This is a genomic window from Variovorax paradoxus NBRC 15149 (assembly GCF_001591365.1).
GTDB classification, from domain to species: Bacteria; Pseudomonadota; Gammaproteobacteria; order Burkholderiales; family Burkholderiaceae_C; genus Variovorax; species Variovorax paradoxus.
Genome location: NZ_BCUT01000007.1, coordinates 88,818 through 101,018, shown reverse-complemented (window position 1 = coordinate 101,018; position 12,201 = coordinate 88,818). Strand labels below are relative to the sequence as shown.

The 12,201-nt window shown below is 67.7% G+C and carries 16 protein-coding genes; 9 read left to right on the top strand and 7 right to left on the bottom strand.

Annotated features, from left to right (window positions below; all coding sequences use genetic code 11):
- The first annotated feature begins 23 nt into the window (after positions 1-23).
- The 5 genes from VPA02S_RS32030 to VPA02S_RS26095 all read left to right on the top strand — a co-directional run bounded on the left by VPA02S_RS32030 (position 24) and on the right by VPA02S_RS26095 (position 3,731).
- Positions 24-164, top strand: coding sequence for a hypothetical protein (locus VPA02S_RS32030; RefSeq protein WP_018905906.1), 141 nt, complete (start codon positions 24-26; stop codon positions 162-164).
- Positions 165-172: 8 nt separating this feature from the next.
- A complete protein-coding gene (locus tag VPA02S_RS26110; protein ID WP_062366510.1) occupies positions 173-742 on the top strand; it encodes a class I SAM-dependent methyltransferase in 570 nt (189 codons plus the stop codon).
- A gap of 43 nt (positions 743-785) precedes the next feature.
- On the top strand, positions 786-1,712 hold the full coding sequence (gene dapA / locus VPA02S_RS26105) for a 4-hydroxy-tetrahydrodipicolinate synthase (RefSeq protein WP_370880727.1): 927 nt from the start codon (positions 786-788) through the stop codon (positions 1,710-1,712).
- A gap of 142 nt (positions 1,713-1,854) precedes the next feature.
- On the top strand, positions 1,855-2,949 hold the full coding sequence (gene bamC / locus VPA02S_RS26100; RefSeq protein ID WP_062366508.1) for an NlpB/DapX family lipoprotein: 1,095 nt from the start codon (positions 1,855-1,857) through the stop codon (positions 2,947-2,949).
- Between the two features lie 5 nt (positions 2,950-2,954).
- Entirely contained in the window at positions 2,955-3,731 is a 777-nt protein-coding gene (locus tag VPA02S_RS26095) for an MBL fold metallo-hydrolase (RefSeq protein ID WP_062366507.1), read from the top strand.
- Positions 3,732-3,809: 78 nt separating this feature from the next.
- On the opposite strand, the gene VPA02S_RS32255 is transcribed toward VPA02S_RS26095, so the two are convergent.
- The 3 genes from VPA02S_RS32255 to VPA02S_RS26080 all read right to left on the bottom strand — a co-directional run bounded on the left by VPA02S_RS32255 (position 3,810) and on the right by VPA02S_RS26080 (position 5,829).
- Positions 3,810-4,085, bottom strand: a complete 276-nt coding sequence (locus VPA02S_RS32255) for a hypothetical protein (protein ID WP_012748532.1) — start codon at positions 4,083-4,085, stop codon at positions 3,810-3,812.
- A gap of 93 nt (positions 4,086-4,178) precedes the next feature.
- Positions 4,179-4,694, bottom strand: a complete 516-nt coding sequence (locus VPA02S_RS26085; RefSeq protein ID WP_062366504.1) for a hypothetical protein — start codon at positions 4,692-4,694, stop codon at positions 4,179-4,181.
- The gene (locus tag VPA02S_RS26080) at positions 4,684-5,829 is read right to left on the bottom strand and encodes a JmjC domain-containing protein (RefSeq protein WP_062366503.1); all 1,146 of its coding nucleotides are present in this window, start codon (positions 5,827-5,829) and stop codon (positions 4,684-4,686) included. The genes VPA02S_RS26085 and VPA02S_RS26080 overlap by 11 nt, the downstream gene beginning before the upstream one ends.
- Before the next feature lie 14 nt (positions 5,830-5,843).
- Here VPA02S_RS26080 and VPA02S_RS26075 point away from each other — a divergent pair, with 14 nt between their 5' ends.
- The gene (locus VPA02S_RS26075; protein ID WP_028256233.1) at positions 5,844-6,368 is read left to right on the top strand and encodes an FKBP-type peptidyl-prolyl cis-trans isomerase; all 525 of its coding nucleotides are present in this window, start codon (positions 5,844-5,846) and stop codon (positions 6,366-6,368) included.
- Positions 6,369-6,444: 76 nt separating this feature from the next.
- Here VPA02S_RS26075 and VPA02S_RS26070 read toward each other — a convergent pair whose 3' ends face one another.
- The 4 genes from VPA02S_RS26070 to coaBC form a co-directional block, all read right to left on the bottom strand.
- The gene (locus VPA02S_RS26070) at positions 6,445-6,945 is read right to left on the bottom strand and encodes an outer membrane lipoprotein (protein ID WP_012748536.1); all 501 of its coding nucleotides are present in this window, start codon (positions 6,943-6,945) and stop codon (positions 6,445-6,447) included.
- A 174-nt stretch (positions 6,946-7,119) separates the two neighbouring features.
- Entirely contained in the window at positions 7,120-7,566 is a 447-nt protein-coding gene (dut, locus tag VPA02S_RS26065) for a dUTP diphosphatase (RefSeq protein WP_012748537.1), read from the bottom strand.
- Between the two features lie 2 nt (positions 7,567-7,568).
- Positions 7,569-8,018: a hypothetical protein gene (locus VPA02S_RS26060; RefSeq protein ID WP_018905901.1), complete on the bottom strand. Its 450-nt coding sequence runs from the start codon at positions 8,016-8,018 to the stop codon at positions 7,569-7,571.
- Positions 8,018-9,241: a bifunctional phosphopantothenoylcysteine decarboxylase/phosphopantothenate--cysteine ligase CoaBC gene (gene coaBC / locus VPA02S_RS26055; RefSeq protein WP_062366501.1), complete on the bottom strand. Its 1,224-nt coding sequence runs from the start codon at positions 9,239-9,241 to the stop codon at positions 8,018-8,020. The genes VPA02S_RS26060 and coaBC overlap by 1 nt, the downstream gene beginning before the upstream one ends.
- Before the next feature lie 123 nt (positions 9,242-9,364).
- On the opposite strand from coaBC, the gene pyrG reads away from it, so the two are divergent.
- Genes pyrG through VPA02S_RS26040 form a run of 3 tightly spaced genes read left to right on the top strand, consistent with a single transcriptional unit; the run spans position 9,365 to position 12,185 of the window.
- Positions 9,365-11,044 carry a CTP synthase gene (pyrG, locus tag VPA02S_RS26050; protein ID WP_012748540.1) on the top strand — a complete coding sequence of 560 codons (1,680 nt, stop codon included), beginning with the start codon at positions 9,365-9,367 and terminating at the stop codon, positions 11,042-11,044.
- Complete coding sequence (kdsA, locus tag VPA02S_RS26045) at positions 11,041-11,898, top strand: 3-deoxy-8-phosphooctulonate synthase (RefSeq protein WP_012748541.1); 858 nt, start codon at positions 11,041-11,043, stop codon at positions 11,896-11,898. Before pyrG ends, kdsA begins: the two co-directional genes overlap by 4 nt.
- On the top strand, positions 11,895-12,185 hold the full coding sequence (locus VPA02S_RS26040; RefSeq protein ID WP_012748542.1) for a DUF1330 domain-containing protein: 291 nt from the start codon (positions 11,895-11,897) through the stop codon (positions 12,183-12,185). The genes kdsA and VPA02S_RS26040 overlap by 4 nt, the downstream gene beginning before the upstream one ends.
- Positions 12,186-12,201 lie beyond the last annotated feature (16 nt).

Below are 12,201 nucleotides of genomic sequence, written 5' to 3'. Positions count from 1 at the left end.
CCCTGGCCGTGGACAATGGCCCCATGACTCCGCAGATGCGCCACCGCCTCGTGCACGCCGGCTGGCTGGCCGCCGCGCTGGCGGCGCTGGGCGGCGTCTTTGTGCTCTACGTGCACCCGGATTTCCTGGTGACGCTGGTCGACCAGGTCTGGTCCTGCTTCTGATGATTGCTATGAAAGATGTAGCGCCTTCGCATGGCGGAACCGCGCCGTCGGAATGGATCGTGCGGTGGTCGCACCTGCTCGCCGCTGGCGCCACCGTGCTCGACGTGGCCTGCGGCCACGGGCGGCACATGCGGTGGTTCGCGGCGCGCGGGCATGCGGCGACGGGCGTGGACCGCTCGGCGGAAGCCGCCGAGGCCGCGGGCGCCTTCGGCCGCGTGCTGGTCGCCGACATCGAGGCCGGCCCCTGGCCGTTCGCGGGCCAGGCCTTCGGCGCGGTGGTCGTCACCAACTACCTGTGGCGCCCGCGTATGGCGGACATCGTGGCCGCGGTCGCCCCCGGCGGCGTGCTGCTGTACGAAACCTTCGCGGCCGGCAACGAGACGGTGGGCAAGCCCTCGCGCCCCGACTTCCTGCTGCAGCCCGGCGAACTGCTGGCCGCATGCAAGGATTTGCGCGTGGTGGCCTACGAGGACGGCTTTGTTGCCGAACCGGCGCGCTTCGTGCAGCGCATCGCGGCCATCCGCGCCGGCGATGCCGACGCCGGCCGGCCCCCGCGCCATCTGCTGCAGGGAAACTGAGCCCGCCGGGGCAGCCGTTTCCGGGAATGCCGGAGTCAGTAGAATCGGCGCTTTCGTCCACCCGACAGAGAGATTCCCCTTGGAGCAACTGACAGGCAGCATCGTCGCTCTCGCCACGCCGATGCACGACGACGGCAGTGTCGACTACCCCGCCCTTCGCCGGCTGATCGACTGGCACATCGACGAAGGCACCGATTGCCTCGGCGTGGTCGGCACCACCGGCGAATCGCCCACGGTCGACGTGGAAGAGCATTGCGAGATCATCCGCGTGGCGGTCGAGCAGGCCAAGGGCCGCGTGCCCGTGATGGCCGGCTGCGGCGCCAACTCGACCAAGGAAGCCATCGAGCTTGCCAAGTTCGCCAAGGGCGTGGGCGCCGATTCACAGCTGCAGGTCGTGCCCTACTACAACAAGCCGACGCAGGAAGGCCAGTACCAGCACTTCAAGGCCATCGCCGAAGCCGTGGGCGACCTGCCCACCGTGCTGTACAACGTGCCGGGCCGCACCGTGGCCGATATGGCGCACGACACCGTGCTGCGCCTCGCGCAGGTGCCGGGCATCATCGGCATCAAGGAAGCCACCGGCAACATCGAACGCGCGCAGTGGCTCATCCGCGACCTGCCCAAGAACTTTGCCGTCTATTCGGGCGACGACCCCACTGCAGTCGCCCTCATGCTCTGCGGCGGCCAGGGCAACATCAGCGTCACGGCCAACATCGCGCCGCGCAAGATGCACGAGCTGTGCGTGGCGGCCATTGCCGGCGATGTGCGGCGTGCCATGCAGATCCAGTTCGAACTGATGCCGCTGCACCGCCACCTGTTCGTGGAACCCAATCCGATCCCGCTGAAGTGGGCCATGTCCAGGCTCGGGCTGTGCGGCGGCGCATTGCGGCTGCCGCTCACCGAGCTGGCGGAAACGAACCGGCCCGTGGTCGAGGCTGCTCTGCGCGCCACCGGCCTGCTCAAGGGCTGATCCTCCCGTTTTCTTCTCGACACCCCCATCGCTTTCCCCTGCCGCATCGAGGTTACGCAACCTTTTGCCTGAACCGTGCTCAGAGAGTGCGGGCAATGCGGCCCACAGATTGACCGAACCCATTCCAACAAGGAAGACGACGTTGAAGAACCTTTCGCACATTTCGCGAGCTGCACTGCTGGCCACCCTCGTTGTCAGCCTCGCCGCCTGCTCCGTTCTCGAGAGCGACAAGATCGACTACAAGAGCGCCGGCAAGGCCCCCACGCTCGAAGTCCCGCCCGACCTGTCGCAGCTCTCGCGCGAGAACCGCTATGCGGTGCCGGGCGGTGCAGTCACGGCCAACGCCTACCAGGCCGGTGCCGCCAATGCGCCGGGCATCCCCACCGCGGTGGCCAACATCGGCGACGTGCGCATGGAGCGCTCGGGCACGCAGCGCTGGATCGTCATCAACCGCTCGCCCGACCAGCTGTGGGATCCGGTGAAGGACTTCTGGCAGGAAAGCGGCTTTCTCCTGACCACCGAGCAGCGCAACCTCGGCATCATGGAAACCGACTGGGCCGAGAACCGCGCCAAGCTGCCGCAGGACATCATCCGCGGCACGCTGGGCAAGCTGGTCGATTCGGTCTACTCGACCGGCGAACTCGACCGCTTCCGCACACGCCTGGAGCGCACGCCCACGGGCACCGAGATCTTCATCAGCCACCGCGGCATGCAGGAGGTCTACAACAACAGCCGCCAGGACCAGACCGTGTGGCAGCCGCGTCCGAGCGATCCTGAGCTCGAGACCGAGTTCCTGCGCCGCCTGATGGTCAAGCTCGGCGTGACGCAAGAGCAGTCGAAGATCCTGGCCGCCACCACCGCACCGTCCAAGACCGCCACCGTCGCCAACGTGGGCGGCCAGCCGGTCGTGCAGATCAGCGAAGGCTTCGACCGCGCATGGCGCCGCGTGGGCCTGGCACTCGATCGCACCGGCTTCACCGTGGAAGACCGCGACCGCAGCGCCGGCATCTACTACGTGCGCTACGTGACGCCGAACCCCGACAAGAAGGAGCCCGGCTTCTTCGGCAAGCTGTTCGGCAGCTCCGACAAGAACGAAGCACCGATCAAGTTCCGCATCCTCGTGAAGGGCGGCCAGGGCGAGAGCACCATCGTCTCGGTGCTGAACGCGAACGGCGCGCCCGAAACCTCGGCGAACGCGCAGCGCATCGTCCAGGTCATTGCTGACGACCTGAAGTAAGCCGCATGCTCCGCTTCCGAAGCCTCGGCAGCGGCAGCACGGGCAACGCCGCGCTGGTGGAATCCACCAGCGGCGGGCGCACTTCGCGGCTCCTGGTCGACTGCGGGTTCGGCCTGCGGCAACTCGATCTGCGGCTTGCCAAGGCCGGCCTCGCGGCCGGCGACATCGATGCGGTCTTCATCACCCACGAGCACGGCGACCACATCGGCTGCGCCCACTCGCTGTCGCGGCGCAACCGCATTCCCGTCTGGATGAGCGAAGGCACCTGGCTGGCCACCGGGGCGCGCGATTTCGAAGGCCGGCTCAACCTGGCGCGGGACGATGCCGAGTTTGCGGTCGGCGACATTGCGGTGCAGCCCTTCACCGTGCCGCACGATGCGCGCGAGCCGCTGCAGCTTCGCTGCTCCGACGGCGCCCGCACCCTGGGCGTGCTGACCGACCTGGGCCATGCCACCGCCCACGTGCTGGCCCGCCTGAGCGGCGTGCATGCGCTGCTGCTCGAGTTCAACCACGACAGCGAACTGCTGGCCAATTCGGCCTATCCGGCCTTCCTGAAGCTGCGCGTTGGCGGCAGGCACGGACACCTGTCGAACGATGCGGCCGCGGAAATCGCACGCGCGGTGCGCCACGACGGCCTGCGCCACGTGGTCGCGGCCCACCTGAGCGAGCAGAACAACCGTCCCGACATCGTGCGCCGCCTGATGGCCGAAGCCCTCGGCGGGCACGAGGCCGAGATGCTCACGGCCAGCGCGTCGGAAGGCTCGCCCTGGCTGGACGTGTGACGGCGCGGCGTTGTTCCGAGCCCCCATGCAAAAAGCCGCCACCAGGCGGCTTTTTGCTGGGGTGAATGAACACCCTGGTTATTGCTTCGGCGCTTCGTTCTTCTTGGCAGCCTCGGTCGCGGCATTGGCAGCGTCCAGCGCCGAGGATGCACCCGGCGAAGGCGTGGTTGCGGCCGACGGATCGGTGCTGGTCGACGGGGCCGGCGCAGCGGCAGGCGGCGGCGGGGCCGGTTCGGTCACCGGAGCGGGCGGGGGTGTCACAACCGCCGGCGCGGCGTCCTCTTTCTTTCCGCAGGCCACGAGTGCGGCAGCGGCGATCAACGAAGCGAGCAGGACGGACGATGACTTCTTCATGGAAACTCCTTTGGCAATGGATGTCAGAACGAAAAAATTCTAGACCCGCATCGCTGCCCGTTTGTGTCTCGCGGCCTCATTCGCGGCATTGGCTTACAAGCCCGTTGCCGAGGCCGGAAAGGCGGGCCGCCCCGCTCGCCACGACTCATCGATTGTTTCACGCAGTTCGCGCCGCGCACGCGGATCGAAGCCGCACAGGCCCCGGCTGCGCTCGGGATCGGTGCGGTGGGCGAACCACCCGGGCGTCCAGATGGCGCTCGGCACCGCGGTGCTGCCCGCCTCCGCACGCACCGCGCGGCATTCGATGATGTGGCCCCACATGCGCCGCCACGCAACGAAGCGCGCATGTGAACGTTCGACCGCATCGAAGCGCTGCGCCAGCAGCACGAAGCGGCGGCCCGCGGCCGACCAGGCCTGGAGCGCCTCGATGCTGGCCCGCTCGCCGAGCGGCCAGTCGGCAAAGTCGGGGTCGCTGAAGACCAGCTCTTTCCACCCCTGCCGGGCTGCGTTCGACAGCGCGGCTCGCACCATGCCCGCGAAGGCTTCGGGGCCATCGAAGCGTCCCTCGGGCAAGGCCGGTGCGGCCGCCGCGAAACTCTCACTCGGCATGGGCCCACCCCGCTTCGCACCACTCGGCCAGCAGCGCGAGTGCGCCGTCGCTCGCGCGCGCCAATTCGCGCGGCCCGAGCGCTCGCCGGTCGGCCAGCCGCCGCATCAGCGTTGCATCGGCCCCGCCTGCGCGAAAGCTCTCGCCGTTGATGTAGAGGTGCCGCGCGTCGTAGAGCATGCGCGTGCGGCGGTCGAGCGCCACGGCGTGCAGTTCGGCCGGCACCTCGGCGCCTTCAGAGTCGAACCAGACGTTGGCCTTGGGCTCGGTCAGCGATTCGCCCAGCGCGCGGTCGATGGCGTCCGGATCGCGCAGCGCGGCGTCGACCGCCTTGCGCGCAAAGGCCTGCAGCGCGGCCGGCATCGCGGCCGGCGCCTCGACCGCGGGCTGCGTCGGATCGCGGTAGCGCGCGAGCTCGGCCGGGCCCGCATCTTCGAGCGCCTCGGCATAGGCCTGCGCCACGCGGGCCAGCAGGTCGGCGCCAAGCTCCCCCACCGCGGACGACCGCAGGCCGATGGAGCAGGTCATGCAGTCGTCGCCGACCGCCACGCCGTCGTGCGCATAGCGCGGCGGCAGGTACAGCATGTCGCCCGGCTCGAGCACGAAGCTCTGCTCGGGCTCGAAGTTCTCGAGGATCTTGAGCGGCACGCCCTGCTGCAGGCGCAGGTCGCTTTGCCGGCCGATCGACCAGCGCCGCCTGCCCTGCGCCTGCAGCAGGAACACGTCGTAGCTGTCGAAATGCGCGCCCACGCCGCCCTGGTCGCTCGCATAGCTGATCATCAGGTCGTCCAGCCGCGCATCGGGCAGGAAGCGGAACTGCTGCAGCAGCGCATGCACGCCGTCGTGATGCAGGTCGACGCCCTGCACCAGCAGCGTCCAGGCCGGCTGCTTGCGCGGCGGCAGCGCGCGCCGCGCGAGCGGCCCGTGCCTGAGCGTCCAGCCGGCCTTGCCGTGGCGGATGAGGCGCGATTCGACGTCCTCGCGCTCGGCCAGGGCAAAGAGCGCGCTGCGCTCGATCGGTGGCACCATGGCGGGTATGGCCTGGCGCACCAGCAACGGCTTCTTCTGCCAGTGCCGCCGCATGAACTGCGCGGCGCTCAGGCCGCCGAGCAACGGCAGCGGTTGTGTAATCTCCATGGGAGAATTCTGCAATGGAAATCTCTGAACAATGCGTGGTCGGCCTGACCTGGACGATGAAAGACACCCTGGGCGAAGTTCTGGACGTGCTCGACGAACCGGTGGAATTCATGGTGGGAGGCGATGACCTCTTCGACGTGATCGAAGCCGCCCTGCAGGGCCACGAGCCCGGCGCACGGGTGCAATTGCAGCTCGAGCCCGAACAGGGCTTCGGCGACTTCAACGACCAGCTGCTCTTTCTGGAGCCGCGTTCGCTGTTCCCCGAAGGCACCGAGGAAGGCATGACCTTCGACGGCGCCGCCCTGCCCGAAGGCGTGAGCGACGCCATGCCCAAGGACGTGATCTACACCGTGGCCGAGATCTACCCGGACCATCTGGTGCTCGACGGCAATCATCCGCTCGCCGGCATCGCAATCCGGCTCGACATCACGGTGCGCTCGGTGCGCGAGGCCACCGAAGAAGAAGTCGGCCGCGGCACGGCGGGCACAGCCTTCTTCAAGGTGCCGCCCACGGCGCCCGGCAACGACCTGCTGCACTGACTGCCGGCTGAGCAAACCGCCGCAACATGCAAAAAGCCGGGCAGTGCCCGGCTTTTTGCTTGCTGCGGCGCACGGGCTACATGCGCGAGATCTGGCCGTTGTCGATGCGCACGCGGTCGCCGATGCGCAGGTCGCCCGGATGCTGCACGTCGAAGGCACGGTAGCCGCCGCGGTCGGTCTGCACCGAGATGCGGTAGCTCTCGTAGGCGCGCGGCCCGTTGGCCTGTCCCTCGATGGTGTTGCCCAGCAGCGCACCGCCCACGATGCCCAGCGCGGTGGCCGCGGCGCGGCCGCTGCCGTGCCCGAACTGGTTGCCCACCACGCCGCCGAGCACACCGCCCGCCACCGCGCCGCCGCCGGTGGTGCCGGTGCCCCCGGTTTCGCTGCGCAGCACCTCGATGTTGGCGACGTGGCCGTATTCGACATAGGCCGCCTCCTGGTAGGGCACCGCCTGCGGCGGCGCCTGGTAGGGATAGCGCGTCGTGTGATAGACCGGCGCGGGAGCAACGCAGGCCGTGAGCGTGGCAAGCGCCACCACGGAAGCGGCAATGGAAATGAAGCGCGTTGAAATTTTCATGTTGAGAGGCTCCTCGGATAAATCGGCGCATCCCGATGCGCCAAAGCCTGTATCCAACGTCTTGCCCGCTGTGGGGATGACGCAGGACACACACCGAAACGTAGGAGCGCGCCGCGAACCGTCAGTTCCGGTCTTTACGGGCCCGACACGAAGCCGCGCAAAGACGGGGAGCGGTCAGTGCTTGCCGGTGGAGCCGTAGCCGCCTTCGCCGCGTTGCGAAGCTGCAAATTCTGTGACCACGCGAAACTGCGCCTGCACCACGGGCACGATCACCAGTTGCGCGAGCCGCTCCATCGGCTGGAGCACGAAAGGTGTGTCGCTGCGGTTCCAGGCGCTGATCTTGAGTTCGCCCTGGTAGTCGCTGTCGATCAGGCCCACCAGATTGCCGAGCACGATGCCGTGCTTGTGGCCGAGGCCCGAGCGCGGGAGGATCAGCGCCGCATAGGCCGGGTCGGCCAGGTGGATCGCGATGCCGGTGCCCACGAGCTGCCAGCCGTTGGGCTCCAGCGTGATCGGCGCATCGAGGCAGGCCCGGAGATCGAGCCCTGCGCTGCCGGGCGTGGCATAGGCGGGCAATTGGTCCACCATGCGTGGATCGAGGATACGAACGTCTACTTTCACTTCTACTTGCCTTGCTTGTGTTGCTGTTCTCTTTGCTTGCGGGCGGCTTCCTCGAGCAGCTGCTGCCACTTGGCGACACCGGGTGTGAGCTTCAGTCCCTTGAGCTTGCTGGCGAGCCAGAAAGCCGCGCCCGCCAGGAACACCAGCACAACGAGGGAAACGCCGGCCGACCACAGCGCCAGCAGCACCACGGCCCCCACGGCGGCCATGAGCTTGAGCGCCATGGGCGCCAGCGCCCCGGCGCCTGGCGCGGAGGCATCTCCGTTCGACGATTCGCGCCGCTGGGCGGCGGCCGCTGCCGCACCCTGCGCGCCCGGTGCGGGCGTGATGCCCACGTCCAGGCCGTGGTCGCCCTCGTGCGCCGCCCGCTTCGGCAGCGCGGCCTGGGCCGACAGCCGCTCGACGTAGCTGGCGAAGTCGCCATTGGGCGGCGTGTTCCATTGGGGGTTCATCAGACTCTCCAGTCGGGCAGCCGGGCGGCGATCTCGGTCATGAGTTCGCGTGCCAGGGTGAGCTTGGGCGCACGCGGCAGTTCGCGCGTGCTCGTTGCGTCCACCAGCAGCAGCGCATTGTCGTCCTGCCCGAAGGTCAGCGGCCCTATGTTGCCGACCAGGAGCGGAATTCCCTTGCGCTCGCGCTTGGCCTTGGCGTGCTCGGCCAGGTTCTCGCTCTCGGCCGCGAAGCCCACGCAGAACAGCTTGCGGGCCTGCGCGCGTTCGCTCTTGGCCACCGCCAGCAGGATGTCGGCGTTCTCGACGAAATTGAGCACCGGCGTCTTGCCGCTGCCGTCCTTCTTGATCTTCTGCTCGCTATGGGTGGCGGGCCGCCAGTCGGCGACGGCGGCCGTCGCTACAAAAATGCTAGCGGTCTGCGCGGCATGGAGGGTGGCTTCGAGCATGTCCTGCGCGCTGAGCACGTCGATGCGGCTCACCCCGCGCGGCGTCGGCAGGTGCACCGGGCCGGCCACCAGCGTGACTTCGGCACCGGCCTCGCGCGCAGCGCGCGCAATGGCAAAGCCCATCTTGCCGGACGAATGGTTGGTGATGCCGCGGATCGGATCGAGCGGCTCGAAGGTGGGGCCCGCGGTCACCAGCACCTTCTGGCCCGCCAGCAGCTTGGGCACGAAGAAGGCCGTGATGTCCTCGAGCAGCTGCGCCGGCTCGAGCATGCGCCCGTCGCCGGTCTCCCCGCAGGCCTGCCAGCCGCTGCCCACGCCCAGCACTGTGGCGCCGTCGGCCGCCACCTGCACCAGGTTGCGCTGGGTGGCGGGATGCGCCCACATCTCGCGGTTCATGGCCGGCGCGATCAGGAGCGGCACGCGGTCCATGGGTCGGGCGAGGCACATCAGGCTCAGCAGGTCGTCGGCCCGGCCCTGCACCAGCCGCGCGATGAAGTCGGCGCTGCAGGGCGCCAGCACGATGGCGTCGGCCTCGCGGCTCAGGTTGATGTGCGGCATGTTGTTGGGCTCGCGCGCGTCCCACTGCGAGATGTAGACCGTGCGCCCCGAGAGCGCCTGCATCGTGACCGGCGTGATGAACTGCTCGGCCGCCTCGGTCATCACGACCTGGACGGTGGCGCCCGCCTTCACGAACAGGCGGCACAGCTCGGCCGACTTGTAGCAGGCGATACCACCGGTAAGGCCCAGGACGATGTGTTTGCCGGCGAGATCTTGCATGAGTCATATTGTTGCTCACATACCGACAAGATCAGGAACGGGATGGCCTTGGGCCGAAGGGGCACAAAGGGGACACCTATAATCGCAATTTCCCACTGCCCGGATCTCTGGTCCGGAACTGGCATGACCAAATTTGTCTTCGTCACCGGTGGTGTCGTATCTTCCCTTGGCAAGGGAATCGCCTCCGCCTCCCTCGCCGCGATCCTCGAATCGCGCGGCCTCAAGGTCACCCTCATCAAGCTCGATCCGTACATCAATGTCGACCCCGGCACGATGTCACCGTTCCAGCATGGCGAGGTGTTCGTCACCGACGACGGTGCCGAGACCGACCTCGACCTCGGCCACTACGAGCGCTTCATCACCACGCGGATGCGCAAGGCCAACAACTTCACCACTGGCCAGATCTACAAGACCGTGCTCGAGAAGGAGCGCCGCGGCGACTACCTGGGCAAGACGGTGCAGGTGATTCCGCACATCACCAACGAGATCCAGGAATACATCAAGCGCGGCGCCGGCCTGGGCACCGCGCATGAGGTGGACGTGGCCATCGTCGAGATCGGCGGCACGGTGGGCGACATCGAATCGCTGCCCTTCCTCGAAGCCGTGCGCCAGATGAGCCTGCGCATGGGCCCGAACAACTCGGCCTTCGTGCACCTGAGCTACGTGCCCTGGATCGCCGCCGCCGGCGAGCTCAAGACCAAGCCCACGCAGCACACCGCCAAGGAGCTGCGCGCCATCGGCATCCAGGCCGACGCGCTGCTGTGCCGCGCCGACCGCCCGATTCCCGACGACGAGCGCGCCAAGATCTCGCTGTTCTCGAACGTCCCCGAATGGGGCGTGATCTCCATGTGGGACGTCGACACCATCTACAAGGTGCCGCGCATGCTGCACGAGCAGGGCCTGGACGGCCTGATCTGCGACAAGCTGCGCATCAACACGCCGCCCGCCAAGCTGCAGCGCTGGGACGAGCTGGTGTACGAGGTCGAGCATCCGCAGCAGGAAGTCAGCATCGCGATGGTCGGCAAGTACGTCGACCTGTCCGACAGCTACAAGTCGCTGAACGAGGCGCTGCGCCACGCCGGCATGAAGAACCATGCGCGCGTGAAGATCGACTACATCGACTCCGAAACCATTTCCCCGCAAGATGTCTCGCGGCTCGCCAAGTACGACGCGATCCTGGTGCCCGGCGGCTTCGGCCAGCGCGGCGTCGAGGGCAAGATCTCGGCCGCCCGCTTCGCGCGCGAAGGCAAGGTGCCCTACCTCGGCATCTGCCTGGGCATGCAGGTGGCCACCATCGAATACGCGCGCCATGTGGCGGGCCTGAAGAACGCCAACAGCACCGAGTTCGACCCCGAGACGCCCTGCCCCGTGATCGCGCTGATCACCGAATGGAAGGACGCCGACGGCACCGTGAAGACGCGCAACGAGAAGTCCGACCTCGGCGGCACCATGCGCCTGGGCGCGCAAAGCTCCGACGTCTCGGCCGGCACGCTGGCCCACAGCATCTACGGCGACGTGGTGACCGAACGCCACCGCCACCGCTACGAAGCCAACGTCAACTACCTCGACGAACTGCGCGCCGCCGGCCTGGTCATTTCCGCGCTGACGCAGCGCGAGCACCTGACCGAGATCGTCGAACTGCCGCAGGACGTGCACCCGTGGTTCATGGGTGTGCAGTTCCACCCTGAATTCAAGTCGACGCCGTGGAGCGGCCATCCGCTCTTCAATGCCTTCATCAAGGCGGCGCTCGACCACAAGGCCCGGAGCGCGGGCGGCGCAAAGAACCTGAAGGCGGTTGCATGAAACTCTGCGGATTCGACATCGGGCTCGACCAGCCTTTCTTTTTGATTGCCGGCCCCTGCGTGGTCGAATCCGAGCAATTGCAGATGGACACGGCCGGCACGCTGAAGGAAATCACTTCCTCGCTCGGCATTCCGTTCATTTTCAAGAGCAGCTTCGACAAGGCCAACCGCTCCTCGGGCACCAGCTTTCGCGGCCCGGGCCGCGAGAAGGGCCTGGAGATCCTGGCCAAGGTGAAGCGCGAACTCGGCCTGCCCGTGCTGACCGACGTCCATACCGAGGACGACATCACCGAGGCCGCCAAGGTGGTCGACGTGCTGCAGACGCCCGCCTTCCTGTGCCGCCAGACCGACTTCATCCGCGCGGTGGCGCAGTCGGGCAAGCCGGTCAACATCAAGAAGGGCCAGTTCCTTGCGCCGCACGACATGAAGAACGTGATCGACAAGGCGCGCGCTGCCGCCAAGGAAGCCGGCCTGCCCGAAGACAGCTTCATGGCCTGTGAGCGCGGCGCGAGCTTCGGCTACAACAACCTGGTGTCGGACATGCGCTCGCTCGCGATCATGCGCGAGACCGGCGCGCCCGTGGTGTTCGACGCCACCCACTCGGTGCAGCTGCCGGGCGGCCAGGGCACGACCTCGGGCGGCCAGCGCGAAATGGTGCCGGTGCTCTCGCGCGCGGCCGTGGCCGTGGGCGTGGCCGGCCTTTTCATGGAAACGCACCCCGATCCCGCCAAGGCGCTGAGCGACGGCCCCAACGCCGTGCCGCTCAAGCACATGAAGGCCCTGCTCGAGACGCTGCTGGCGCTCGACCAGGTCACCAAGAAGAACGCATTTCTAGAGGACGTCTTTCAATCATGAGCAGTGGTTATGTCATCGCCCACGTCGAGGTCACCAATCCGGCGCAGTACGAGGAATACAAGAAGTGGTCGAGCGCCGCGATGCAGGCGCACGGCGCCGAGGTGTGCGTGCGCGGCGGCCAGGTCGAAGTGCTCGAGGGCGACTGGACGCCTTCGCGCCTCGTCATCCTGAAGTTCCCCAGCTTCGAGAAGGCCAAGGCCTTCTACGAAACGCCCGAATACCTGAAGGCACGCGAAGCCCGTGCCGGCGCCGCGGTGATGCGCATGGTCGCTGTCGAAGGCCTTTGATCAATCGAATCGAGAC

Excerpts from the sequence above, each read along its gene's own strand:
- coaBC (WP_062366501.1), bottom strand. The coding sequence starts at position 9,241 with ATGCAAGATCTCGCCGGCAAACACATCGTCCTGGGCCTTACCGGTGGT.
- VPA02S_RS26080 (WP_062366503.1), bottom strand. The coding sequence starts at position 5,829 with ATGGAGATTACACAACCGCTGCCGTTGCTCGGCGGCCTGAGCGCCGCG.
- VPA02S_RS26075 (WP_028256233.1), top strand. The coding sequence starts at position 5,844 with ATGGAAATCTCTGAACAATGCGTGGTCGGCCTGACCTGGACGATGAAA.
- VPA02S_RS26095 (WP_062366507.1), top strand. The coding sequence starts at position 2,955 with ATGCTCCGCTTCCGAAGCCTCGGCAGCGGCAGCACGGGCAACGCCGCG.
- VPA02S_RS32255 (WP_012748532.1), bottom strand. The coding sequence starts at position 4,085 with ATGAAGAAGTCATCGTCCGTCCTGCTCGCTTCGTTGATCGCCGCTGCC.
- VPA02S_RS26070 (WP_012748536.1), bottom strand. The coding sequence starts at position 6,945 with ATGAAAATTTCAACGCGCTTCATTTCCATTGCCGCTTCCGTGGTGGCG.
- VPA02S_RS26060 (WP_018905901.1), bottom strand. The coding sequence starts at position 8,018 with ATGAACCCCCAATGGAACACGCCGCCCAATGGCGACTTCGCCAGCTAC.
- pyrG (WP_012748540.1), top strand. The coding sequence starts at position 9,365 with ATGACCAAATTTGTCTTCGTCACCGGTGGTGTCGTATCTTCCCTTGGC.
- VPA02S_RS32030 (WP_018905906.1), top strand. The coding sequence starts at position 24 with ATGACTCCGCAGATGCGCCACCGCCTCGTGCACGCCGGCTGGCTGGCC.
- kdsA (WP_012748541.1), top strand. The coding sequence starts at position 11,041 with ATGAAACTCTGCGGATTCGACATCGGGCTCGACCAGCCTTTCTTTTTG.
- VPA02S_RS26040 (WP_012748542.1), top strand. The coding sequence starts at position 11,895 with ATGAGCAGTGGTTATGTCATCGCCCACGTCGAGGTCACCAATCCGGCG.
- VPA02S_RS26085 (WP_062366504.1), bottom strand. The coding sequence starts at position 4,694 with ATGCCGAGTGAGAGTTTCGCGGCGGCCGCACCGGCCTTGCCCGAGGGA.
- VPA02S_RS26110 (WP_062366510.1), top strand. The coding sequence starts at position 173 with ATGAAAGATGTAGCGCCTTCGCATGGCGGAACCGCGCCGTCGGAATGG.